Genomic DNA, 23,395 nt, shown 5'->3' with positions numbered 1-23,395 from the left:
GCCTTCGCGCCGACGCGTCGTGCGCTATTTGCCGAGCTCTCGGCGCGGAATGTCGTGATGCACGCCGGCGACCCGGCATGCAGAAGTGCAGTTTAGAGCAGCCAACACACCGCTACGCTCACCACCCGGCGGGCGCGACCGGCGCTGGACGCGGCATGTACCGCTCATGCAATCGCGGCTCTGAGCGCGCTGTGCAGGCCTATCTCAAGAGTGCTCGCTAAAGTGTATTCACCGCGCTTAGGGCGCGATCTTGCCCAGCAGCACTGCAGCCTGCGCGGCGATGCCTTCGCCACGACCGGTAAAGCCAAGCTTCTCGCTCGTCGTCGCCTTGACGCTGACCGCATCGAGCTCGATGCCGAGCAGCCCGGCGATGCGTTCGCGCATGGCCAGCGCATGCGGGCCAACCTTGGGCCGCTCGCAGATCACGGTGATGTCGGCATTGCCCACACGCCAGCCGCGCTCGCGCAACAACTGATCGCAATGCTGCAGAAACTGCGCGCTGTCGGCATCCTTCCAGCGTGCGTCGGATGGCGGAAAATGCTGGCCGATATCGCCCAGCGCCAAGGCGCCCAGCATCGCATCGCAGAGCGCGTGCAACACCACGTCGCCGTCGCTGTGCGCGAGTACGCCCTGGCTATGCGCAACACGCACGCCGCCGAGCATCACATGATCGCCATCGCCGAACGCATGTACGTCGTAGCCCTGGCCGATTCGGAAATTGAAGGACATGGAAAACCCGTGGTGACTTAAGAGGCGTCGCTGCCGTGGTCGGCAACGGCGGCAAGCCCGGTATCGCTGTGCGCGGCTGGCGCAATCTCTTCGAAGGGCGCAGCGGCAGGATCGGCATCGACCGCAACGCCGCGGCGGACAAGTTCGAACTCGAAGCGCGCCAGATCCGCCGGCGTGGTGACCTTGAAGTTGTCCTCGGCCCCCTCCACCAGCAACGGACGCAGCCCGAGCCGCTCCATCGCCATCGCCTCGTCGGTGACGTCGACGCCGGCAGCCGACGCGTCGGTAAGGCCACGAATCAGCTGATGCCGCCGAAACAGCTGCGGAGTCAGCGCACGCCATAGGCGCTCGCGTGGCTCGGTGCGATCGATACCGCCGTCGTCGCCGGCACGTTTGAGCGTGTCGCGCACCGGTGCGGCCAGAATCGCGCCGACCGGGTCGCCACGGCCGATTTCCAGCAACCGGTCCAGATCCGCCAATGCCAGATTCGGGCGCGCGGCATCGTGCACTAGCACGAAGTCGTCCGCACGCACGCTCTCGGGCAGGGCCAGCAAGCCGGCCAGCACCGAGGCTGCGCGGGTAGCACCGCCAACGCAGGTCAACACGGGTTTGGACTGCACTGCCGTCCAGCCCGGCCAGTCGGCATCGCCCGGTGCAATCGCCACCAGGATGCCGGCGACCGCCGGATGCGCAGCCAGGGCTGCCAAGGTATAGGCCATCAGCGGTTGGCCCGCTGCTGGCAGATATTGCTTGGGAAGCGCGCCACCAAACCGCGTGCCGCGCCCTGCGGCCGGCACGATCGCCCAGATCGAACCGGTCATGGATGCGGTTCCGTGGTGGGTGCAGGATCGGATGTGGCCGGCGCGGGTGCCGCTTCGGCGGTTGCGGCAGGCAGTGGCGGTGCATCCTCGACCACGCGATAGAACGTCTCGCCCGGTTTGATCATGCCCAGCTCGCTGCGTGCGCGTTCTTCGATTGCTTCCTCGCCGTCCTTCAAATCCTTCACCTCTGCTGCCAACGCCTGGTTGCGTTGGCGCAGACCTTCGTTGTCTTGTGTCTGATGCGCGACCTGGGCTTCCAGCATCATGACTTCACCGGAATTCCCAGGCCCGAACCAGAAGCGGTACTGCAGCCAAGCCAGCAGCACCGCCAGCACCAGCAGTAGCCAGCGCCAGTTGCGCACGGCTTATCGCTTGATCGAAACGAACGCGTCGCGGCCGGCGTAACGCGCGCCGGAACCCAACGCCTGCTCGATGCGCAGCAGTTGGTTGTACTTGGCCACACGGTCGCTGCGGCACAGCGAGCCGGTCTTGATCTGCGTGGCGGTGGTGGCCACGGCGATGTCGGCAATGGTGGTGTCTTCGGTTTCGCCGGAACGGTGCGAGACGATGGACGCGTAGTTGGCTGCATGCGCCATGGCGATCGCTTCCAGCGTTTCGGTCAGCGTGCCGATCTGGTTGACCTTGATCAGGATCGCGTTGGCGGTGCCCGAGTCGATGCCCTGCTTGAAGATCTTCGGGTTGGTGACGAACAGATCGTCGCCCACCAGCTGCACCTTCTTGCCGACGCGGTCGGTCAGCAGCTTCCAGCCGGCCCAATCGTCTTCGGCCAGGCCGTCTTCGATGCTGATGATCGGGTACTGCGCCACCCAGTCGGCCAGGAAGTCGACGAACTGCTCGCTGGTCAGGCGCTTGTTCTCACCGACCAGGTTGTACTTGCCGTTGTCGTAGAACTCACTGGAAGCCACGTCCAGGCCCAGCAGCACGTCTTCGCCGGCGGTGTAGCCAGCCTTGCCGATCGCTTCGAGAATGGTGTCCAGCGCTTCGACGTTGCTGCGGAAGTCCGGCGCAAAGCCGCCTTCATCGCCCACCGCCGTGCTCAGGCCGTGGCCCTTGAGCACCGCCTTGAGCGAATGGAAGATTTCGGTGCCGGCGCGCAGCGCTTCGGAGAACGAGCTGCAACCGACCGGCAGCACCATGAATTCCTGGAAGTCGACGTTGTTGTCGGCATGCGCGCCGCCGTTGATGATGTTCATCATCGGCACCGGCAATTGCACATCGGATTCGGTGATGGTGGACAGGTACTGCCACAGCGGCTGCTTGCGCGAGGCGGCAACCGCATGCGCGGCGGCCAGCGACACACCCAGCAGCGCGTTGGCGCCCAGGCGGCCCTTGTTCTCGGTGCCATCCAGGTCGATCAGGCGACGGTCCAGACCCTGCTGGTCGGCCGCGTCGAAATCCTTGAGCGTCTCGGCAATGGTGCCGTTGACGTTGTCCACCGCGTGGCGCACGCCCTTGCCCATGTAACGGGTCTTGTCGCCGTCGCGCAGCTCCACCGCTTCCTTGGTGCCGGTCGAGGCGCCCGAGGGCACGGCGGCGCGGCCGAACGAGCCGTCTGCCAGCGTGACTTCGGCCTCCAGCGTGGGATTGCCGCGGGAATCGAGGATTTCGCGGGCGAGGATCTTGGCGATAGTGGTCATAGGTCGATCGGTTACCAGTAAGGGGGAAGTACACCGGAAACAAGCTGCCGGATTATCGCTGCACGCCGGTCCATTGCCAAATCGCATGGGGCCGGATGCCTGCCAGACCGGCAAGCCGGCAAGACTGCGCGACTAGGCTTTCAGGGCCAGCAGCGATAAACAAAACAGCAGTAGCAAGAGCAGCAGCAGCGCCAGGCCCATGGCTGCAGCGCCCGGCTGGCGACGCTGCGAAAACGCGACCGGGCTGGCGACAAGACCGCCCAGCGTCACCAGCGCGCCAACCAACAGCGTGACAACCATCGGAATGCGCGTGGCCTGCATTGCATGGCTGCCGTCGCCCGGCATGCCGATGCTGGCGGTCACCAGGAAGGCCATCACGGCCAGACAGGCCCATGCCGCGAGCGACAACCCCAATGCCATCCAGCCCCACGGCCAATGGCGCCAGTGCCAGCGTTGGCGACGCGCTGCCACCAACGCCCAGGGGTCGGAACTCATGCGACGTCGGAACTCATGCGAAGCGCGCGAACCCGTGCTTCTTGGTCACCGCATCCAGTTCCATCAGCGTTTCGAGCAGTTCTTCCATGCGGTCCAGCGGCCAGGCATTGGGGCCATCGGAGAGCGCCTTGGACGGGTCCGGATGGGTTTCGGCGAACAGGCCGGAAATGCCCACCGCCACCGCAGCGCGCGCCAGCACCGGCACGAACTCGCGCTGGCCACCGGAGCTGCTGCCCTGCCCGCCCGGCAACTGCACCGAATGGGTGGCATCGAACACCACCGGGCAGCCGGTGTCGCGCATGACGCTCAGCGAGCGCATGTCGCTGACCAGATTGTTGTAGCCGAACGAGGCGCCACGCTCGCAGACCATGATCTGCTCGTTGCCGGTCGACTTGGCTTTTTCCACCACCGGTTTCATGTCCCACGGCGCCAGGAACTGGCCCTTCTTGATGTTGACCGGCTTGCCGGCGGCGCAGACGTTCTTGATGAAGTCGGTCTGGCGCACCAGAAACGCCGGGGTCTGCAACACGTCGACGACCGCAGCGACTTCGTTCATCGGGGTGTATTCGTGCACGTCGGTCAGCACCGGCACGCCGATCTGCTGTTTCACCGCGTCCAGCACCTTCAGGCCTTCTTCCAGGCCGGGGCCGCGGAAGCTGGTGCCCGAGGTGCGGTTGGCCTTGTCGAAGCTCGACTTGAAGATGAAGTTGACCCCGAGCTTGCCGGTGATCTCCTTGAGCTTGCCGGCGACGTCGAGCTGCAACTGCATCGACTCGATCACGCACGGGCCTGCAATCAGGAACAACGGCTGGTCGAGGCCGACTTCAAAGTCACACAGTTTCATCAGGTCACCTTATCTCGATTGAAGCCTCTCTCCCGTCGGGAGAGAGGCTGGGGTGCGGGTACGTTTGCGAAGCGCTTGCGAAGCCCGATGGTTTGCCCTGGCTGGCGCGTAGCGACGCGTTTGTCATAGCTGGCAACTTCCAGCGCGTTGCGGCGCCCCCTCATCTAGCGCTTGGCGCCACCTTCTCCCGACGGGAGAAGGCACTGCTCACGCACGCGCTTCCTTCAGCAGCTTGCCGCCGGCCTTCTTCTCGCGCGCAGCGCGCACGAAGCCGATGAACAACGGGTGGCCGTCGCGCGGGGTGGACAGGAACTCCGGATGCGCCTGGCAGGCCAGGAACCAGGGGTGTGCATCGCGCGACAGTTCGACCACTTCCACCAGCGTGTCGTCCATCGACTTGCCGGAGATCACCAGGCCGGCATCTTCCAGCTGGGTGCGGTAGCGGTTGTTGAACTCGTAGCGATGGCGATGACGCTCGGCCACCACGTCCTTGCCATACACCTCGCGCGCCAGCGTGCCCGGCTTGAGCCGTTGCTCCTGCAAGCCCAGCCGCATGGTGCCGCCCAGGTCGGATTTTTCGTCGCGCTTTTCGACTTCGCCGGTGGCGGTGCGCCATTCGGTGATCAGGCCGATCACCGGATGCGGCGACTGGCGATCGTTTTCGGTGCTGTTGGCCGCGTCCAGATTGGCCACGTGGCGCGCGTAGTCCACCACCGCGGCCTGCATGCCGTAGCAGATGCCGAAATACGGCACCTTGTGCTCACGCGCGAACTTGGACGTTTGCACCTTGCCTTCGAACCCGCGATCGCCGAAGCCGCCCGGCACCAGGATGCCGTCGATGTCCTGCAAGGCCGCCATATCGCTGCCTTCCAGATCCTGCGCTTCCAGCCACTTCAAGTTGACCTTGGTGCGCTGGCGCAGGCCGCCGTGACGCAACGCTTCGGCCACCGACTTGTAAGCGTCCTGGTGATCGACGTACTTGCCGACCACCGCGATGGTGACTTCATCGAGCGGATGCTTGACCGCATCCACCACCGCCGCCCATTCGGACAGATCGGCTGCGGCGACCTTGTCGCGCAGCTTGAACTGGTCGATGACCAACTCGTCCAGGCCCTGGCGCAGCAATTCCAGCGGCATGCCGTAGAGCACGTCGATGTCCGGGCAGCTGATCACCGCGCGCTCGGAGACGTTGGTGAACAAGGCGATCTTGCGGCGCTCCGAATCCGGCACCGCCTGCTCGGAGCGGCACAGCAGCACGTCCGGCTGGATGCCGATCGAGCGCAGTTCCTTGACCGAGTGCTGGGTCGGCTTGGTCTTCAACTCACCGGCCGCGGCGATGTACGGCACCAGGGTGAGGTGCATGAACATGGCTTTTTCCGCGCCGCGCTCGGTGCGGACCTGGCGAATGGCTTCCAGGAATGGCAGCGATTCGATATCGCCGACGGTGCCGCCGATCTCGATCAGCGCCACATCGAAGCCGGCCGTGGCCTCGTCGATGCAACGGCGGATTTCGTCGGTGATGTGCGGGATCACCTGCACGGTGGCGCCCAGGTAATCGCCGCGCCGCTCCTTGCGGATCACGTTCTCGTAGATCCGGCCGGTGGTGACCGAATTCTTGCGCGACAGCCGCGTGCGCACGTAGCGCTCGTAGTGGCCCAGGTCCAGGTCGGTTTCGGCACCGTCGTCGGTGACGTAGACCTCGCCATGCTGGAACGGGCTCATCGTGCCCGGGTCCACATTGATGTACGGGTCCAGCTTCATCATCGTGACCTTGAGGCCACGCGCTTCCAGAATGGAGGCAAGCGAAGCGGCGGCAATGCCCTTGCCTAGCGAGGACACTACGCCGCCGGTAACAAAAATCAGGGGGGTCATGGGGCTTGAAGCCTCCCGGAAAGCCATAGTTTAGCGGGTGACGGGCGAATGCCCAAGGGTTGTGTGACACGACCAGGTGGTCTCACCCGACAAATGCGCGCACCGGCGCGTAAATGCACAACGCCCCGGCCGAAGCCGGGGCGTCCGTGGAACACGTCACGCTGCGCAGATGCGTCAGCGTGCGGGCTTCTCTTCCTCTTCTTCCTCACGCGGAGCGCTGTCGGCCTTGGGCTTTTGCGCGGCAGCGGCGGCACGGCGCTCGGCCTTGCGCTCGGCGTCGGTCTTGGCCTTGGCATCGTCAGCCTTTTGCGCGCTGGCGCCCTGCCCGGTCTGCTGCGGAGCGGCCTGGGCCAGCGCAGGAAGTGCGACGACCGCGGCCGCACCGAGGGTGAGCATCAGGATGTGCTTGAACTTCATGGCGTCCTCTTTGGCATCGGTGACATCCTCAGGTGGGGACGTTTGGTTCCGAAACCAACGCCAGGGTAGCTAGCGGCACCCGGCCGCGCACTGAACGTGGGTCGCGTGCAAAAAAGCCGCCCAGCCGCCACACTTGCGCGTCGTTTCACGTGCCAGCGAGATGCATGAACACCCGTTATAACGCCGCCGATATTGAAGTGCTGTCGGGCCTGGACCCGGTCAAACGCCGTCCGGGCATGTATACCGACACCGCGCGCCCGAACCATCTGGCGCAGGAAGTGATCGACAACTCCGTCGATGAGGCGTTGGCCGGCCACGCCCGGCAGGTCGAAGTCACCTTGTACAAGGATGGCAGCTGCGAAGTGTCCGACGACGGCCGCGGCATGCCGGTGGACATGCACCCGGAAGAGAAGATTCCCGGTGTCGAGCTGATCCTGACCCGCCTGCACGCCGGCGGCAAGTTCAATAACCGCAACTACACCTTCTCTGGCGGCCTGCACGGCGTGGGCGTGAGCGTGGTCAATGCGCTCTCGACCAAGGTCGAGCTGTTCATCAAGCGCGAAGGCAGCGAGCACCGCATGGAGTTCCGCGACGGCATCGCCGCCTCCAAGCTGGAGGTCGTTGGCACCGTCGGCAAGAAGAACACCGGCACGCGGCTGCGTTTCTGGGCCGACCCGAAGTACTTCGACACGCCCAAGTTCAATGTACGTGCGCTGCGCCATCTGCTGCGCGCCAAGGCGGTGTTGTGCCCCGGCCTGACCGTCAAGCTGCACGACGAAGCGACCGGCGAGCAGGACAGCTGGTACTTCGAAAACGGCTTGCGCGATTATTTGAAGGGCGAGATGGCCGAGCACGAGATGCTGCCGGCCGACCTGTTCGCAGGCAGCCTGAAGAAAGACACCGAGATCGTCGACTGGGCCGCCGCCTGGGTACCCGAAGGCGAGCTGGTGCAGGAAAGCTACGTCAACCTGATCCCGACCGCGCAGCACGGCACCCACGTCAACGGCCTGCGTTCGGGCCTGACCGATGCGCTGCGCGAGTTCTGCGACTTCCGCAATTTGCTGCCGCGCGGCGTCAAGCTGGCACCGGAAGACGTGTGGGACCGGGTCACCTTTGTGCTTAGCCTGAAGATGACCGACCCGCAGTTCTCCGGGCAGACCAAGGAGCGGCTGTCCTCGCGCCAGGCGGCCGGCTTTATCGAAGGCGCCGCGCACGATGCCTTCAGCCTGTATCTCAATCAGAACGTGGACATCGGCGAGAAGATCGCGCAGATCGCCATCGACCGCGCTAGCGCGCGGTTGAAGACCGAAAAGCAGATTGTCCGCAAGAAGGTCACCCAGGGCCCCGCCCTGCCCGGCAAGCTGGCCGACTGCATCAGCCAGGACCTGTCGCGCACCGAACTGTTTCTGGTCGAAGGCGACTCGGCCGGCGGCTCGGCCAAGCAGGCGCGCGACAAGGATTTCCAGGCGATCCTGCCGCTGCGCGGCAAGATCCTCAACACCTGGGAAGTGGCATCGGGCAGCGTGCTGGCGTCCGAAGAAGTGCACAACCTGGCCATTGCGATCGGCTGCGACCCCGGCAAGGACGACATCACCGGGCTGCGCTACGGCAAGGTGGTGATCCTGGCCGATGCGGACTCCGACGGCCTGCATATCGCCACGTTGTTGACGGCGCTGTTCCTGCAGCATTTCCCCGCGCTGGTGGCCGCCGGACATGTGTTCGTGGCGATGCCGCCGCTGTTCCGCGTGGACGTGGGCAAGCAGGTGTTCTACGCGCTGGACGAAGAAGAAAAGACCACGCTGCTGGACAAGATCGCGCGCGAGAAAATGAAGGGCCAGATCAGCGTGACCCGCTTCAAGGGCCTGGGCGAGATGAACCCGCAGCAGCTGCGCGAATCCACCATTCATCCGGACACGCGCCGGCTGGTGCAGTTGACCATCGACGACGGCGAACAGACCCGCTCGTTGATGGACATGCTGCTGGCAAAAAAACGCGCGGGCGACCGCAAGCAGTGGTTGGAATCCAAGGGCGACCTGGCGTCGCTGGAAGTCTAAAGTTCTGCAAAAACGCCCTCTCTCAACACAAAGAGGGCAACGTACACGCGTACGCTTCTTGCCCGCGTGTGCGTGGTTAAGCGCCCTCTCTCAGCGTAGAGAGGGCGTAGTACACGCTACCGACGCGCGCGTGGCGCCAAGCGCCTTGCCGCATGCATGGTTGCGCAGGCAAAGCAGATACAGCGATGACCGTGTGCGGTACTGATTTCCGGCAGCGATCCATCTGTTTGAACTGCAATGCATCGCGTTGAAAGACCAGGGCGCGCTGACGAGCTGGTCTAACACCCACCTCAACGCACGCCCGGCAACACCTGCGTTGCACCGGTCACCAGACCACAGGCGTGGTCCTGCACTTCTTCGCCACTGGCGCGGTTACCGCTGCGCGCATCCTGCCGCGTCGCCAGCAGAACGAACCCCGGTCGCCCGTCCTGCAGTTGCGCGCCGGCGACCACCAGCGAGTAATCGCGCAAGCTGGCATCGGCGGCAAGCGCGTCTGCGAGCAGGCGAATCGGATCTTGCTCCAGCGCATCGCCTTCCAGCGTCCTGGCCAGATACATATGGCCCCGCAGTGGCTCGGCCAGGGCATGCCATTTCGGGCCGATCTTCATGCGCTGACGCTGCAGCGCTGCGTACACGTCCGGACGCAGGCAATCGATGTGGATATGCAGTTGCTCCTGCGAGCGCCCGTGCGGCGAGTTCAACGCAAGACTCACGTATTGCCTTGGCAGCGGACGTTGCAATGCCTGCGCCACGAAGCTGCGCGCATCCCAGGCGCTGGCGAAATAATTCGGCGCGTCGGCGCTTAGCAACGCGGGGTCTTCGATTCCACTGACCCGCACGCTGGGCACCAACAAATACTGGAAGCTGCCGTGACGGTCTTTCAACACCACCGCCTGGCGCGCCGGATCCGACCACACGGCGGCGCAGTCGGGTGACCGCGGCGCCTCTGCCAGGCAGCGGGTGGAGACGATGCGCCACAACGCATCCGGGTCGCTGGCATGGCGCATCGGTGCAGGTGGCGCTGCCGCGCAGCCTGCCAACAACAGCGCCACGGCACATGCATAGCGAACGGCGCCAGGCCTCATCTGCAGCTCGATCACCAGGGCGCGCCATGATAGCGACCCGGCATCGGTGAGCGCGACAGCCATGTCTTTTTGCACATCCACCGCGCGACGCCGCGGCCTAGCATCGGCGTTCTTCCGTTCCAATGCCGATTGCCCATGCCCTCCTTGTTCCATACCGGCCTGCTGGCCTGCCTGCTGTTCGGCGTCCCGGCATTCGCCGCCGCGCAGGACAGCAAGACCGATTCCAAGCCTGACGCCAAGGCCGATACCGCTGCGAGCAAACCCGCACCGCTGCCGGCCGATGTCAGCGTGCGCCAAAGTACGCGCCTTGCCGAGCGAACGCTGAGTTACACCGCCACCGTCGGCACGTTGCCGGTGCGCGATGCGCAGGGCAAGACCACCGGCGAGGTGGTATTCACCGCTTATACCGTGGACGGCAAGGACCGCCCGGTGACCTTTGCCTTGAACGGCGGGCCGGGCGCGGCGTCGGTCTATCTGAACATGGGTGCGATCGGGCCGAAGGTGGTCGCCTTCGGCGCCGAAGGCGACAGTGCATCTGCGCCGGCGACCTTGCGCGACAATCCGGGCACCTGGCTGGACTTCACCGACCTGGTGTTCATCGACCCGGTCGGCACCGGTTTCAGCCGCGCACTGATCGGCGATGACGAGGCCAAGAAGCAGTTCTACAACCCGCAGGCCGACGTCGAGTATCTCTCGCGTGTGATCTACGATTGGTTGCTGAAGAATCGCCGCCTGCAGACGCGCAAGTATCTGGTCGGCGAAAGTTATGGCGGTTTCCGCGGCCCGCGCATCACCCAGTATCTGCAGACCCGCCTTGGCGTGGCCATGAGCGGTGTGGTGCTGGTCTCGCCGTTTCTCAACCCGACCCTGGACGACAACAGCGACGTCTCGCCGCTGGCGTGGATGCTGACCCTGCCCTCGATCGCCGCTGCGCACCTGGAGCGCCAGGGCCAACTCAGCGACAGCGCGATGCGCCAGGTGATCGACTACACCCGCAGCGACTACGCGGTGGCGCTGATGAAAGGCCGCACCGACCCGCAGGCCAACGAGGCGATGCTGCAGCAGGTCACCCGCATGACAGGGCTGGATCCGGCCTATGTGCGCCGCTCCGGTGGACGCCTGGAAACGCAGGCATATCTGCGCGAAGTGTTTCGCGACAAGGGCGAGCTGGGTAGCCGCTACGACGCCAACGTGACCGCCTTCGACCCGTTCCCCAACGACCCCACGCAGCGCGCCAGCGACCCGCTGCTGGACAGCATCATCGCCCCGACCACCACCGCGATGGTGGACTTCGTCACCCGGATCGTCGGCTGGAAAGTCGATGCCCGCTATCAGGCGATCAATTACGAGGTCAATACGGCGTGGGACTGGGGCGATGAGCTGCGCAAGGGCGCGGTGACGCAGCTGCGTCAGTCGGTGGCGATCGACCCCAAGCTGCGGGTGCTGATCGCACATGGCTGGAACGATCTCTCCTGCCCGTTCATGGGCTCGGTGCTCACCGTGGATCAGATGCCGGCGATGGGCGACCCTAACCGCGTGCAGGTACACGAATATCCGGGCGGCCACATGTTCTACAACCGCGCCGATAGCCAGGCCGCGTTCCGTCGCGACGTCAAGGCGATGTACGAAACGCGCTGAGCGCATGCAGTACCGGGCGTGCGACTCACGCCCGGCGATGAATCAACCGCGTCGTGACGCGTTAGACCGCGCCGGGCGCGGTCGCTTTCACGTTCCAGCCCATCCACTGGTACAGCCGATACCGCGCGATGCCCAGGTATTCGTGCAAGGCGACATCGGCCAGGGTGAAGTTGTAGCTCTGCGGCAGGATCGACCAGGAGGCGGTCAGCCAGTCGGCGCGCACCGGGATGGCATCGATCCCGAAGTGCCGGAAGTACAGCTCGGCGCGGCGCAGATGCGTGGCCGAGGACACCAGAACGACGCGATCGGGCCGGTGCGCGCGCAGCAAGGGCTGACTGAACTGCGCGTTCTGCCAGGTGTTCATGCTGGACGGCTCCATGATCAGATCCGCTTGATCGATCCCCAGCCCGATCAACACGCGCTGATACACCACCGCCTCCGACAGGCCCAGGCCGCGGGCGTCGCCGCCACTGATCTCGATCTTGCAATCGCCGCCGCTGTGCCGGCATTGCCGGTACAGCCGCGCCGATTCGACGATGCGGCCGTAGGCGAACAGATTGGCCTCGGCCACCGCATCGCGGCCTTCCGGACGCACGGTGCCGGCGCCCAGCAGCACGATGACGTTGCGCGCGCCCCACGCATTGAAATCATTGACGCCGGTACGCTGCAGGTTCTGCAGCATCCACGATGGCAGCGGCCCGCAACCGACCGCGAACACCAGCGCCAGGCTGGCCCCGGCCAGCACGCGCGACAACTGCCGCGATCCGCGACGGTCGATCAACCAGGCCAAGCCGAACAACACGCACACCAGGGCAAGCATCATCGCGGAAGGTTCTCACTCAGCACGCGCAGGCAGACCCGGTCACGGCAGATCCCCAGCGCAATAACACCGCAGCGTGACAGCGGCGCGTGACCGCACCGCGACATCGGCTCAGGTCCAGCCAAACAGCTCGAACAGCGTCAGGATCAGATACGCCACACCGCCTGCAGCGGGGATGGTGAGAATCCACGCCCACACAATGCGCTCGATCACGCCAAGCCGCAGCGAGCGAGGGTTCTTGGCAAACCCCACACCCATGATCGCGGTGGAAATGCTGTGCGTGGTCGACACCGGCATGCCGAAATGCGCAGCCACGGTGAGCACGGTGGCCGAGCTGGTTTCGGCGGCAAAGCCGTGGATGGGATGCAGCTTGACCATCTTGTGGCCGAGCGTCTTGATGATCTTCCAGCCACCGGATGCGGTGCCGGCCGCCATCACCACCGCGCAGGTCAGCACGATCCACATCGGGATGCCGTCGCCGGCGGCCAGGCCGGTGCCCGGATGCAGGAACGCCAGCCAGCTCGGCAGGTTGTCCAGTGCACCGGCCGACTGCGCGCCGATCAGGGTCATGGCGATGATGCCCATGGTCTTCTGCGCATCGTTATGGCCATGGGCGTAGCCCATGTATGCAGCCGAGGCGATCTGCGCCTTGCCGAAGAACGCATTGACCCAGCGCGGCCGCGCCAGTCGCCCGATCGGGCCACCGAGCCGCGACATGCCGGCGATGATGGCCCACAGCAGCAGCATCACCACGATACCGAGCAGGAAGCCGGCGATCGGCGAGGTGATCATCGGCACGAACACCTTCCACAACAGCCCCTTGTTCTTGGCCCAGTTGCCGACGCTTTCCGACCAGATCAACGCGTCCCAATTGTTGTGCGCGGCGGCCAGACCGGCGCCGCACAGGCCGCCGATCAGCGCATGCGAGGACGACGACGGCAGGCCCTTCCACCAGGTGATCAGGTTCCAGATGATGCCGCCCAGCAGCGCGCACAAAATCACCTGCGGGGTGACCTCGACCACGTTGGTGTTGAGCAGTCCCGAGGCGATGGTCAACGCCACCGCAGTGCCGGTCAGGGCGCCGATCAGGTTCATGCCGGCGGCCAGCATCACCGCCCAGCCGGGCGACAACACCTTGGTGGCGACGACGGTGGCGATGGAATTGGCGGTGTCGTGGAAGCCGTTGATGAACTCGAACACCAACGCGGCCAGGATCACCACCAGAACAAGGGTAAGCACGCGGCGACCTCAGCTGTTCTTCAATACGATCTGGTACACCACCACCCCTGCCTCGCGGCAACGGTCGATGGCTTTTTCCAGGATCTCGAAGAACTCCTTGAGCAGGAACATCTGCAGCGTGTCCAGGCGGCCGGAATAGATGTCGCGGTACAGCTCGAGCATCAGGCGGTCGGCCTCGTTTTCCAGCGTGCGCAGCTTGTCGTTGAGCGCAGTCATGCGATCGATGTTCATCTGCGGCAGGTCGGTGACCATTTCCACCACTACCGCGGCGGCCTGCTCCAGCATCGCCGCGCGCGGAGCGAAGTCGATGTGTTCCAGGTGCTTGGTGGCCAACGAATAGCGGTCGGCGAATTTTTCGACCTGCTTGGGAATCTTGTACAGCGCCGAGCCCAGCGCTTCGATGTCTTCGCGCTCGATCGGGGTCATGAAGCTGTCGACCAGCGCCTGGCCGATCTTGTCGGAGGCGGCGCGTTCGCGCAGGCGGGCCAGCTTGAAGGCGTCCAGCGCCGGTTGCCGGTCGGACGTGCGCATCATGGCGTGCAACGCCTTGGTGCTGTCGTAGGCGGCCTGCGCCGCTTCGTTCAGAAGCGCATAGAACTGCTTGCCGGAGCCGAAGATGGTCTGCAACGAGAACATGGGTGGAGAACTTCCTGCCGTCGAGGGAGAGACGGGCGCCAAGGACGAATTATGACCGTTCCATGACCTGTCTGGGTATATCGGCGCCGCGTGCGGCCTTCACACCGGCATTTCCCGGCTCGAATCACCCTGCGATTTGCTAACATGCCCCCGCGCCTTCGGGCGCACCCTATGGAAGACGACCCTATATTTCCCCGTTGCCGCCCCGCCTTCGCGCGCGCCGGCCAACCTCGTGCTTGCCCGCCCTCCCCTTCACTGACCGGGGAAGACGCCCGTGGTTGAGTTTTTGATCGTCATCGCACTGATCGTGTTGAACGGCTTCTTCGCCATGTCGGAGATGTCGCTGATGACCTCGCGCAAGAGCCGCCTGAAGCAGATGGCCGGCTCCAGCAAGCGCGCCGCGCGGGCGCTGGCCTTGGCCGAGAGCCCGGAGAACTTCCTGTCCACGGTCCAGATCGGTATCACCTCGATCGGCATCCTGACCGGCCTGTTCGGGGGCGAAGCCATCGGCGAGGCGATCGGCGAGCGGCTGCAGCTGGCCTTCCCTGCGCTGTCGGCCACTTTCTCGTTGGTTGGCGACCCCAAACCGTATTCGGCAGTGATCGGCAGCACCCTGGCGGTGGCGCTGATCACCTTCCTGACACTGATCTTCGGCGAGCTGGTGCCCAAGCGGCTGGCGTTGCGCAATTCCGAGGACATCGCCGGTTTTGTCGCGGTGCCGATGACCTGGCTGGCCAAGATCGCCGCGCCCGGGGTGTGGGTGCTGGCGCGCTCCACGCGGTTGGTGCTGCGCATGCTGGGCATGGGCAAGGACGAATCGGCATCGATCACCGAAGAAGAGATCCGCATGCTGGTGGCCGAAAGCCACGAAGCCGGCGTGATCGACGCGCACGAGCGCGACATGATGAACCGGGTGATGCGCCTGGGCGACCGCACCGCCGACAGCCTGATGACGCCGCGCAACCGCATCGCCTGGCTGGATGCCAATGCCGAGCCGGAACGTAACCTGCAGATGATGCGCGAGCACGAGTTCTCGCGTTACCCGGTGTATCGCGGCAGCGACCAGGACATTGCCGGCGTGTTGGAAGTCAAATCGCTGGTCACGCGGCTGGGCGGGCATGGCGAGAACCTGTTCCAGGCACTGCGCGATACCTTGTTCGTGTCCGAGTCCACGCATGCGATGAAGCTGCTGGAGATCTTTCGCGAAGAACAGCAGTCGATGGCGTTGGTGGTGGACGAATACGGCGAGATCCGCGGGTTGGTGACCATCAGCGATCTGATGGGCGCGGTCGTCGGCCGCCTGCAGGCGGTGGAAAACACCGACGAAGACGCGCTGGTGATCACCCGTGCCGATGGCTCGCTGCTGATCGACGGCTCGCTGCCGGTGGAAGAATTGCGCGAAGTGCTGGGCGCCGAACTACCGGAAGCCGACGAAGGCGATTACCACACGCTGGCCGGGCTGTGCATTTACTACTTCGGACGCATTCCGCAGGCTGGCGAATTCTTCGATTGGGCCGGTTGGCGCATCGAGATCGTGGATCTGGATGGCGCACGTGTGGACAAGCTGCTGTTGAGCCGCATCGGCGACGAGGATAGCGATGACATCGTCGGATAACGGCGTCCCGCCATCCGACGACTCCGGCGGCGAGCAGATGCGCTACCGCAATGAAGGCATCCGCAGCTTGCTGGCGGCCTTCAGCGACGGCGATCCGGAGCATGTGCTGCGGGTGCGCGAAATCCTGGCCGACCTGCAGCAGAGCGCGTTCGGGGTGTTTTTGTTCCTGGCGATCCTGCCGTCGTTCATCCCGATCCCGGGCGTGGCCGGCGGCATCAGCGGGCCGCTGACGGTGCTGATCGGCGTGCAGATGATGTGCTGCCTGCGCAAGCCGTGGGTGCCGGCCTTCATCGGCGAGCGCGGGCCGCGGCGACGCACCAGTCAGCGCTTCGTGGCGAAACTGGCGCCGACGCTGCAGCGGCTGGACCGCGTGCTCAAGCCGCGTTTGCACGGCATGCTCGATCGGATACCGGCGCAGGTGTTCACCGGGTTGCTGCTGGTGCTGATCGGTATCTTGCTGACGCTGCCGATCCCGTTTACCAACTATCTGTTCGGCCTGATCCTGCTGCTGTTTGCGCTCGCATTGCTGGAGCGCGACGGCGCATTGATGCTGGTCGGCTGGGCCGCGGCGCTGGTGTCGATCGCGGTGTTCGGCATCACCTCGGATCAGTTGCTGGATCTGATTCGTGGGTGGTGGCCGGTGGCGTGGCGTTGAGTTCTACCGGCGCGTGCGCGCCGGATTGGGCTTGCTGGCGCTGACGGATCAGCTCTGACGCTGGAATGGGTGACACTTCTTCGCTGGCGAAGGCTGGTTGGGATGTTCGTTCAACGTCGACGTTGCTGGCGGACGTACCCTCACCCCCTCTCCCGCAGGAGAGGGGCTAAAGCGCTTGGCGTGCCATTGAGCGATCTTGGGTTGCCGTGGTGTCGCGTACGCACCATGCGGATAACGTTGCGTTGTAAGCGAAGCCTTGCGCCATATGGAACCCAGACGGCCCGTGCGGCGATTGGTTTTCGCCGCATTTAGAATGACGAATCGTCTAGAACGCCCGATCGGCGTGCTAAAGACAAGCCTTGGTCATTAGATCGGGACTTGTCGGTTACGTCAGGTCCTGGTGCTCAGATCAAGTCTTTGCGCTTACGTCAGGTCTTGCTTACTTCAGATCGACCACGCGGTTGTCCGAGAGGCTGGCGGTATCGTCGGTGACGGCGGTCATGACGAAATACAGCGCCTTGCCCAGCAGGCCGCTTGGGCCGTCCCAATACTCTGCCGACTCGGCACGCACGTGGATCAGACGCAGGTTGGGGTCGTCCTTGCCGCCAGGGAAAAACACCTTCATTGCCGGCGACCACAACGCGTCGATCTTGGCGCGGTCGTGCACCACGCGGGCGGTGCCGGCGACCGACACATAGGTATTCTTGGATGCCGAGGCGTAGGCCACATTGACGCGCGGGTCTGCGGCGATTTCCGCCACTTTCGGGCTGTCGGCGGCGGTGGCGAACCACAGGTCGCCGTCGAACTCGACCTCCTGCGTGCCCAGCGGGCGGCTAACCAACTTGCCGTCCGCCGAGACGGTCGTGAACATCGCAATGTCCACGCCGCGAATCAATTCCGCCAACTGCTTGATGCTCTCGCTACGTTCCTGAAATTGCATGCCTGTGTTCCCAATGGAGATGCACGCATCTGAGCGGATTGCCGCGCAAAGCAACGTGAATCACGCCGTGGTCACGTCCAGCTCGCGCACCGCTTCTGCCGCGATCTCGAACGAACGCAGGCGCGCGGCGTGGTCGTAGATGTTGGCGGTGAACAACAACTCATCCGGGCCGTGGCGATCGATAAAGGCGGCCACGCCCTGCGCGACCTGGTCGGCATCGCCGAGCACGGTGCATGCAAGGGCACGCTCGACGCCAACCCGCTCATGCGGCTGCCAGAAGCTGTCGATGTCATCGATGGGCGGCGGGATCTTGCCGGGCTTGCCGCGACGCAAATTGACGAAACTCTGCTGCTGGGTGGTGAACAACCGACGCGCCTGCGCTTGGGTCTCGGCAGCCACCACGTTCAGGGCGAGCATGACGTGCGGCTTGGACAACTGCGCGGACGGGCGGAATTCGCGGCGGTATATCGCCACCGCCTCGTCCATCGCATCGGGCGCGAAATGCGAGGCGAACGCGAACGACAACCCCATGGCGGCCGCCAGGCGCGCACTGAACAGACTGGACCCCAGCAGCCACACCGGTACGTCGAGCCCGGCACCGGGAACCGCCTGCACCAACTGCCCCGGCACCGCAGGGGCGAAGTAACGCAGCAACTCGGCCACGTCCTGCGGGAACTGGTCGGCGCTGTCGAAATAGCGGCGCAAGGCGCGCGCGGTGGGTTGGTCGGTTCCGGGCGCGCGGCCCAGGCCCAGATCGATGCGCTGCGGATACAGCGACGCCAGCGTGCCGAACTGTTCGGCCACCTGCAGCGGTGCGTGATTGGGCAGCATGATGCCGCCGGAACCGACGCGAATGGTCTTGGTGCCGCCGGCGACGTGGCCGATCAACACCGCCGTGGCGGCGCTGGCAATGCCCGGCATGTTGTGGTGCTCGGCCAACCAATACCGCTGATACCCCCAGCGCTCGGCGTGTTGCGCCAGATCGAGCATGTTGGCGAAGGCGTGGGTGGTGTCGCTGCCTTCGCAGACGGGCGCCAGGTCGAGCACGGAAATGGGCGTCATCGGACGGCTCCGGAACTAAGTGATGTGCAAGAGATGGGGCTGCCCGAGCGGCATTGCCAGCCGCTTGCCTGACGCTGACAGGATTACAGCATTCCAGCAGCCGAACACCGGGCGCCGACAAGGGCCTGCGTCATCGAGCGCGGCTGACAACCCAATGTGCGGAAAGTCGTCAGGTGGATGTGGACGGCTCACAAGGACCGAAGTGCACGGTGGTCCATGCCGCACCTGCCACCAGCCGCGCCCGCCTAACGGCAGCACAGTCGTTTTATCGACCGCTCTATGGACAGATGGCCGCGCCGCTGCAGCAGAGATGCATCGACCAAGGCGCGAACACGTTGCCGGTGCCACGAAGGGCCGGAGCTACCGGATCAGGCCGCTGGCTATGATGCGGGTTGACCTGGCAATGCGAGACAACGATGGCGATGAGCGCCTCAGCCACCCCTGACTCCAGTGCCGCACAGATTGCCGCGCGCATCGACCGACTGCCGGCCAGCGCGACGTTGTGGCGGTTGGTCGGCCTGCTGGCGCTGGGCGGGTTCTTCGAGTTGTACGACCTGTTCCAAACCGCCTACATCAGCCCGGGACTGATTGCCGACGGCATTTTTGCCAAGGGGGCCGATGGGGTGTTTGGCATGTCGGATCAGGCTGCGTTCGCTGCGGCCACGTTTCTTGGCCTGTTCGTCGGCGCCGCGCTGTTGAGTCCGTTCGCCGACCGCTTCGGCCGCCGCCTGGTGTTCACCTTCGCACTGGTCTGGTACACCGCCGCCACCGTGGCGATGGGCCTGCAGAGCACGGCCACCGGGGTCATCGTGCTGCGCTTCGTGGTGGGGATCGGGCTGGGCATCGAGCTGGTGACCATCGATACGTACCTGTCCGAGCTGGTGCCGCGGCACATGCGCAGCGCGGCGTTTGCGTTCGCCTTCTTCGTGCAGTTTCTGGCGGTCCCCACGGTGGCCCTGACCGCCTGGCTACTGGTGCCGCATGCGCCGCTGGGAGTGAGCGGCTGGCGCTGGGTGGTGTTGCTGAGCGGTGTGTTTGCCCTGGCGATCTGGTGGTTGCGCAGCCGCTTGCCGGAATCGGCGCGCTGGCTTGCCGCGCAAGGCCGCCATGCCGAAGCGGATGCGGTGCTGAATCAACTGGAAGCGCGCTGCGTGCGCGATATCGGCGCGCCATTGCCCGAGCCGCAGCTGGCTGCCGCAGTGCCTGCCGCTCAGGCGCGGGTATCGGCCTTGTGGCAGGCGCCGTATCGCGGGCGCATCGGCATGCTGGTGGTATTCCATATTTTTCAGGCCATCGGTTTCTTCGGCTTCGGCAATTGGTTACCGGCGCTGATTGCAGCGCAAGGCACCGGTGTCACCAAGAGCCTGGGCTATTCGTTTGCGATCTCGCTGGCCTACCCGCTTGCGCCCCTGCTGTTGCTGCGCTTTGCGCAGCGCTGGGAAAACAAGTGGCAGATCACCGCGTCGGCGCTGGGCGCGGTGTTGTTTGGCGTGCTGTTTTCGCTGCAGCATGACGCCATCGGCATGGTGCTGTGCGGGGCCATGATCGCGTTCTGCAATGCCTGGATGAGCTTTGCCTACCATGGCTATCAGGCCGAACTGTTCCCCACCGGATTGCGTGCGCGGGCAGTGGGGTTTTGCTACTCGTTCAGCCGTCTGTCGACGGCGGTGAGCAGCGTGTTGATCGGTTGGCTGCTTGCGCAGGTCGGCAGCCATGGCGTGCTGACCTTCATCGTGATAAGCATGTCGATCGTGGCGAGCGTGATCGCCGTATTCGGGCCGCGCACGCGCAATCGTGCGCTGGAAGAGATTGCCCGCTAGCGCGTGCGCAGTGATGTGACAGCTCGGAGATGCACGCGGCGCACGTCATGCCCCGTAGCGTGTCACCAAGGCCGCGCTCTTGCCCTGCGGCTGCAAAACCGCTGCCTGCCCAAGCGCGATGGTGCGATCGGCCACCGAGGCCAGGCTGGTGCGATGCGAGACCACCACCAGCACGGTGTGCGGCAGACGCTGTCGCAAAGTACACAGCAGCTGATGTTCGGCCTGCGCGTCGAGTGCACTGGTCGCCTCGTCCAGCACCGCCAGGGTCGGCGCGCGCAGCAACACTTGCGCCAACAGCAGGCGTTGCAACTCGCCGCCAGACAGGCGGCTTTCCGGGCCGTTGATCGCTGTCAGCAAGCCATGACCGTCGCGCTGCAGACGCGCGTGCAAACCGACATCGGCCAGCGCCTGCCACATGCGGGCCTCGGTGGCACCCGGCAACGCCCAGTCCAGGCAGTCGCGCACCGTGCGCTGCCAGGGCCGCACGCCCTGGCCGATGTAGGCGCTGTGCCGGATCAGTTGCCGATAAGCGGCAAAATCCAGCCGACGCCCGCCCATGTGCGCATCGAACGCTGCGGGCGGCGTCTGCCCGGAGAGCACATCCATCAAGCTGCTCTTGCCGACGCCGGAGGCCCCGACGATCAAGGCCATTTGGCCGGGCACCAGCAGCAGCGGGCCGATATCCAGCGCAGGCAACGGCGCCGCCAGCTCGATGCGCTCCACATGCAAGGCGGCCGGCAGCGGCTGCGCTGCGTCGACCGATGCCTGCAAGCGCGTTGCACCCAGATCCACATGGCGCCGCCACAACTGCAGCGCCGGCCAGGCAGAACGCAATTGCTGCACGCTCTGCCGCGTGGTGACCAGATACGGCAACAAACGGCCGAGCAGCAGACTGACGGTGATCAGCGCGGCGCGGTCGGCACCTTGCCACAGATTGGCCAGCACCAAAATACCGGCGATTGCGGCCACGGCGGTGAGTTCCAGGACCAACCGGCTGCTGGCCACCAGTTCCTGCTGCTGCGCGTAGCCCTGCCCCAACCGCGTCGAAATGCGTTCGTAATGCTGCATTTCGACCGCTTCGCGCTGGAACGAACGCACATGACGCAGGCGACGCGGGAAATCCTCGCTCAACCAGAACAGCTGCGTCATGTCGGCCACATAGTCGCGGCTGATGCGTGCCTGCGCATCGCTGCTGGACAGGCGCACACCCAACCAGGCCAGCAGCAACAGCAGCGGCGTTGCAAACAGCAGCGCAGGTGCAATCAACACGGCAATGCACACGCTCACCACTGCAGTGATGCCCGCCACCAACAACTGCAGCACGGCGCTGAAGCCTTGCGTGGCGATCTCGATGTTGTAGGTGAGTACGTTGGCGATCTCTGCCGAGCTGGCGCCAGCCAATGCCGGTAACGGCGCATCGATCAACGCGGCATGCACACGTCGACGCAGGCCAACTGCATAGCGGCTGGTCAGGCGTGCGGCCAGGCGCGCCCCGCACCAACGTAGCGCAGCGAACAACAGGCTCACCACCACAAACAGGCTCACCTGCAACGGCAGACCACCCGGCAATGCGAGTTGGTAGCCGGCCAACTGCACGCTGTGGCCGGGTTGCACCAGCGGTACCAGGCACACTGCGACGATGCTGCCAACGCATGCGGCGGCCAGCGACAGCACGACGTACAGCGCGACAGCCGGCAGGTCTGCGGGCACCAGCGTGTCGGTAAAGCTGCGCAGCGCCGCTTGCATCCGGACGCTATGTGCGGGCTTATGCATCAGCTGCGCCGCAGGCTTGATGGGCCATTCGGTCCGCGACACGCGCCACACCGCACGCGTGCGAGATAGGCAAGCCCGTCATCGCAACACCTGCAGCACGGCCTCCACCGAGGCATGCGGGTGCGGACCGCGGCGCAGGGTAAACATGCCCACGCGCTGCACCTGCGCAACAAACCGCTGCCAGCCGGGCTGACCGGCAGCGTACGGCTGGTCGCGCGCCAGGGATTGGGCAATCTGCGTGAGCGGCACCGGCACCAGGCTTGGTGCTGAGGCATCGGCAGGCTGGCTGGACAGCATCAATACCGCGCTTAGCTGCAATGGCGTGGACGCAAGCGTGGCATGGCCGTGGCGAATATCGACCTCGTACTTTTCCACGCCGCTGCGGCGACGAATGCTGGGCGCTGCAGTGATCCATGCGCGCGTGCGCGCATCGAGCAGGCCAAGCGATTCCGGCCTTAGATGCAGAAAGTTGGCCACACCGGTGGTCAGCAGACTCTCCGGCGCCACGAACACGCCATCTTCGGCAATGAACTCCAGGCCGTGCAGCAGACTGTGCAGCGCCAGGGTGGATTTGCCCGCGCCACTGGCGCCAAGCAATAGCACACAGCGACCGTGCCGGCCCACGCAGGCACCATGCAAGGGCACCAGCCCGATGCCACGTGCGGCAAGCAGGAACACCGCAAATTCGATGAGCTCATAACGCACGTGATAGGCATGCGCCAGCATGTCTTCGGACACCACCAGCATCGCGCGGCGCTCGGGCACCGAGAGCATCAGGTAGTTGCAGGCATCCATCATGCCGCAGACCAGCCCGCCAACCGCATGCGTGCGTACCGGCGGCGGTACATCGACGACAGCGCCCGGCGCGCGTTGCACCAGATCCAGCGTGAGATGGAACTGCGGTGCGGCAGGCAGGCAGTGCGCCGGCAGGCCGGCATAGGCGGCATCGACCAGCGCCAACAGCGCCTCGCTATCGCTATGAAAGTGGAAGAGCGCACCGAGGACCTGCCGCTGCACGCTGAAGCGCCGCGCACGCTGCTCGCCGAACGGGTCTGCCGCGCCCGTGTCCGGTGCGAGCGTACCCGGCGGAACCACGCATGCGTGCTCGCTCACCGGCATGTGTTGCGCCAACGCAGCCGACTGCGGCATGCCTGTCATCCATTGCATCGATCAACCCGTGTGTGCGCGTTGTATCGCGAAAGGTTGCATTGCCGCATGCGCT

21 protein-coding genes and 1 other RNA gene are annotated in these 23,395 nt (G+C 65.0%); 5 read left to right on the top strand and 17 right to left on the bottom strand.

All coding sequences use genetic code 11. From position 1 onward, the window contains the following. Nucleotides 1-237: 237 nt before the first annotated feature. From ispF to ACCQ06_RS10070, 8 genes are all read right to left on the bottom strand, one after another. Nucleotides 238-729 (bottom strand): 2-C-methyl-D-erythritol 2,4-cyclodiphosphate synthase, encoded by a 492-nt coding sequence (gene ispF, locus ACCQ06_RS10105; protein ID WP_104616171.1) that lies wholly within the window; start codon nucleotides 727-729, stop codon nucleotides 238-240. A 17-nt stretch (nucleotides 730-746) separates the two neighbouring features. After that, nucleotides 747-1,550: a 2-C-methyl-D-erythritol 4-phosphate cytidylyltransferase gene (gene ispD / locus ACCQ06_RS10100; protein ID WP_316692118.1), complete on the bottom strand. Its 804-nt coding sequence runs from the start codon at nucleotides 1,548-1,550 to the stop codon at nucleotides 747-749. Then, complete coding sequence (ftsB, locus tag ACCQ06_RS10095) at nucleotides 1,547-1,912, bottom strand: cell division protein FtsB (RefSeq protein ID WP_104616173.1); 366 nt, start codon at nucleotides 1,910-1,912, stop codon at nucleotides 1,547-1,549. The genes ispD and ftsB overlap by 4 nt, the downstream gene beginning before the upstream one ends. Nucleotides 1,913-1,915: 3 nt before the next feature. Beyond that, nucleotides 1,916-3,208, bottom strand: a complete 1,293-nt coding sequence (gene eno / locus ACCQ06_RS10090) for a phosphopyruvate hydratase (protein ID WP_228324870.1) — start codon at nucleotides 3,206-3,208, stop codon at nucleotides 1,916-1,918. A 132-nt stretch (nucleotides 3,209-3,340) separates the two neighbouring features. After that, nucleotides 3,341-3,703 carry a hypothetical protein gene (locus ACCQ06_RS10085; protein WP_104616175.1) on the bottom strand — a complete coding sequence of 121 codons (363 nt, stop codon included), beginning with the start codon at nucleotides 3,701-3,703 and terminating at the stop codon, nucleotides 3,341-3,343. Between the two features lie 13 nt (nucleotides 3,704-3,716). Beyond that, nucleotides 3,717-4,547 carry a 3-deoxy-8-phosphooctulonate synthase gene (kdsA, locus tag ACCQ06_RS10080; RefSeq protein ID WP_104616176.1) on the bottom strand — a complete coding sequence of 277 codons (831 nt, stop codon included), beginning with the start codon at nucleotides 4,545-4,547 and terminating at the stop codon, nucleotides 3,717-3,719. Nucleotides 4,548-4,754: 207 nt separating this feature from the next. Next, complete coding sequence (pyrG, locus tag ACCQ06_RS10075) at nucleotides 4,755-6,419, bottom strand: CTP synthase (protein WP_228324872.1); 1,665 nt, start codon at nucleotides 6,417-6,419, stop codon at nucleotides 4,755-4,757. Between the two features lie 174 nt (nucleotides 6,420-6,593). After that, nucleotides 6,594-6,836: a hypothetical protein gene (locus tag ACCQ06_RS10070; RefSeq protein WP_228324873.1), complete on the bottom strand. Its 243-nt coding sequence runs from the start codon at nucleotides 6,834-6,836 to the stop codon at nucleotides 6,594-6,596. A gap of 164 nt (nucleotides 6,837-7,000) precedes the next feature. Between ACCQ06_RS10070 and parE the strand changes: the two genes are divergently transcribed. Continuing rightward, a complete protein-coding gene (parE, locus tag ACCQ06_RS10065) occupies nucleotides 7,001-8,890 on the top strand; it encodes a DNA topoisomerase IV subunit B (RefSeq protein WP_104611369.1) in 1,890 nt (629 codons plus the stop codon). 290 nt (nucleotides 8,891-9,180) lie between these two features. Here parE and ACCQ06_RS10060 read toward each other — a convergent pair whose 3' ends face one another. Continuing rightward, the gene (locus ACCQ06_RS10060) at nucleotides 9,181-9,975 is read right to left on the bottom strand and encodes a CDP-diacylglycerol diphosphatase (RefSeq protein WP_316692546.1); all 795 of its coding nucleotides are present in this window, start codon (nucleotides 9,973-9,975) and stop codon (nucleotides 9,181-9,183) included. A 135-nt stretch (nucleotides 9,976-10,110) separates the two neighbouring features. Here ACCQ06_RS10060 and ACCQ06_RS10055 point away from each other — a divergent pair, with 135 nt between their 5' ends. Then, a complete protein-coding gene (locus tag ACCQ06_RS10055) occupies nucleotides 10,111-11,613 on the top strand; it encodes a S10 family peptidase (RefSeq protein ID WP_316692112.1) in 1,503 nt (500 codons plus the stop codon). Between the two features lie 61 nt (nucleotides 11,614-11,674). Here ACCQ06_RS10055 and ACCQ06_RS10050 read toward each other — a convergent pair whose 3' ends face one another. From ACCQ06_RS10050 to ACCQ06_RS10040, 3 genes are all read right to left on the bottom strand, one after another. After that, nucleotides 11,675-12,436: a YdcF family protein gene (locus ACCQ06_RS10050; RefSeq protein WP_104616180.1), complete on the bottom strand. Its 762-nt coding sequence runs from the start codon at nucleotides 12,434-12,436 to the stop codon at nucleotides 11,675-11,677. 108 nt (nucleotides 12,437-12,544) lie between these two features. Then, complete coding sequence (locus tag ACCQ06_RS10045; protein WP_104616181.1) at nucleotides 12,545-13,672, bottom strand: inorganic phosphate transporter; 1,128 nt, start codon at nucleotides 13,670-13,672, stop codon at nucleotides 12,545-12,547. A gap of 9 nt (nucleotides 13,673-13,681) precedes the next feature. After that, nucleotides 13,682-14,308 (bottom strand): DUF47 domain-containing protein, encoded by a 627-nt coding sequence (locus ACCQ06_RS10040; protein WP_005992439.1) that lies wholly within the window; start codon nucleotides 14,306-14,308, stop codon nucleotides 13,682-13,684. Between the two features lie 274 nt (nucleotides 14,309-14,582). On the opposite strand from ACCQ06_RS10040, the gene ACCQ06_RS10035 reads away from it, so the two are divergent. Continuing rightward, the gene (locus ACCQ06_RS10035) at nucleotides 14,583-15,923 is read left to right on the top strand and encodes a hemolysin family protein (protein ID WP_316692110.1); all 1,341 of its coding nucleotides are present in this window, start codon (nucleotides 14,583-14,585) and stop codon (nucleotides 15,921-15,923) included. Then, nucleotides 15,907-16,578, top strand: a complete 672-nt coding sequence (locus tag ACCQ06_RS10030) for an exopolysaccharide biosynthesis protein (protein WP_316692108.1) — start codon at nucleotides 15,907-15,909, stop codon at nucleotides 16,576-16,578. The genes ACCQ06_RS10035 and ACCQ06_RS10030 overlap by 17 nt, the downstream gene beginning before the upstream one ends. 439 nt (nucleotides 16,579-17,017) lie before the next feature. Here the strand turns inward: ACCQ06_RS10030 and ACCQ06_RS10025 are convergent, their stop codons facing one another. The 3 genes from ACCQ06_RS10025 to ACCQ06_RS10015 form a co-directional block, all read right to left on the bottom strand. Further along, a complete protein-coding gene (locus tag ACCQ06_RS10025) occupies nucleotides 17,018-17,518 on the bottom strand; it encodes a pyridoxamine 5'-phosphate oxidase family protein (protein WP_010363632.1) in 501 nt (166 codons plus the stop codon). A 60-nt stretch (nucleotides 17,519-17,578) separates the two neighbouring features. Next, nucleotides 17,579-18,580 (bottom strand): LLM class flavin-dependent oxidoreductase, encoded by a 1,002-nt coding sequence (locus ACCQ06_RS10020; protein ID WP_316692106.1) that lies wholly within the window; start codon nucleotides 18,578-18,580, stop codon nucleotides 17,579-17,581. Between the two features lie 141 nt (nucleotides 18,581-18,721). Further along, nucleotides 18,722-18,798, bottom strand: a non-coding RNA gene (locus tag ACCQ06_RS10015) — sX9 sRNA. A 198-nt stretch (nucleotides 18,799-18,996) separates the two neighbouring features. On the opposite strand from ACCQ06_RS10015, the gene ACCQ06_RS10010 reads away from it, so the two are divergent. After that, the gene (locus ACCQ06_RS10010) at nucleotides 18,997-20,400 is read left to right on the top strand and encodes an MFS transporter (RefSeq protein WP_316692104.1); all 1,404 of its coding nucleotides are present in this window, start codon (nucleotides 18,997-18,999) and stop codon (nucleotides 20,398-20,400) included. A gap of 45 nt (nucleotides 20,401-20,445) precedes the next feature. Here ACCQ06_RS10010 and ACCQ06_RS10005 read toward each other — a convergent pair whose 3' ends face one another. Beyond that, nucleotides 20,446-22,173, bottom strand: a complete 1,728-nt coding sequence (locus ACCQ06_RS10005) for an ATP-binding cassette domain-containing protein (protein WP_316692103.1) — start codon at nucleotides 22,171-22,173, stop codon at nucleotides 20,446-20,448. A gap of 78 nt (nucleotides 22,174-22,251) precedes the next feature. Continuing rightward, nucleotides 22,252-23,322, bottom strand: a complete 1,071-nt coding sequence (locus ACCQ06_RS10000) for a phosphoenolpyruvate carboxykinase (ATP) (RefSeq protein WP_316692102.1) — start codon at nucleotides 23,320-23,322, stop codon at nucleotides 22,252-22,254. Between the last annotated feature and the right edge of the window lie 73 nt (nucleotides 23,323-23,395).

The sequence above is a fragment of the Xanthomonas sp. NCPPB 4467 genome, from assembly GCF_041475665.2.
Lineage (GTDB): Bacteria > Pseudomonadota > Gammaproteobacteria > Xanthomonadales > Xanthomonadaceae > Xanthomonas > Xanthomonas dyei.
Note: the sequence above shows the minus strand (reverse complement) of the source record. Positions and strands in the feature narration are given on the sequence as shown.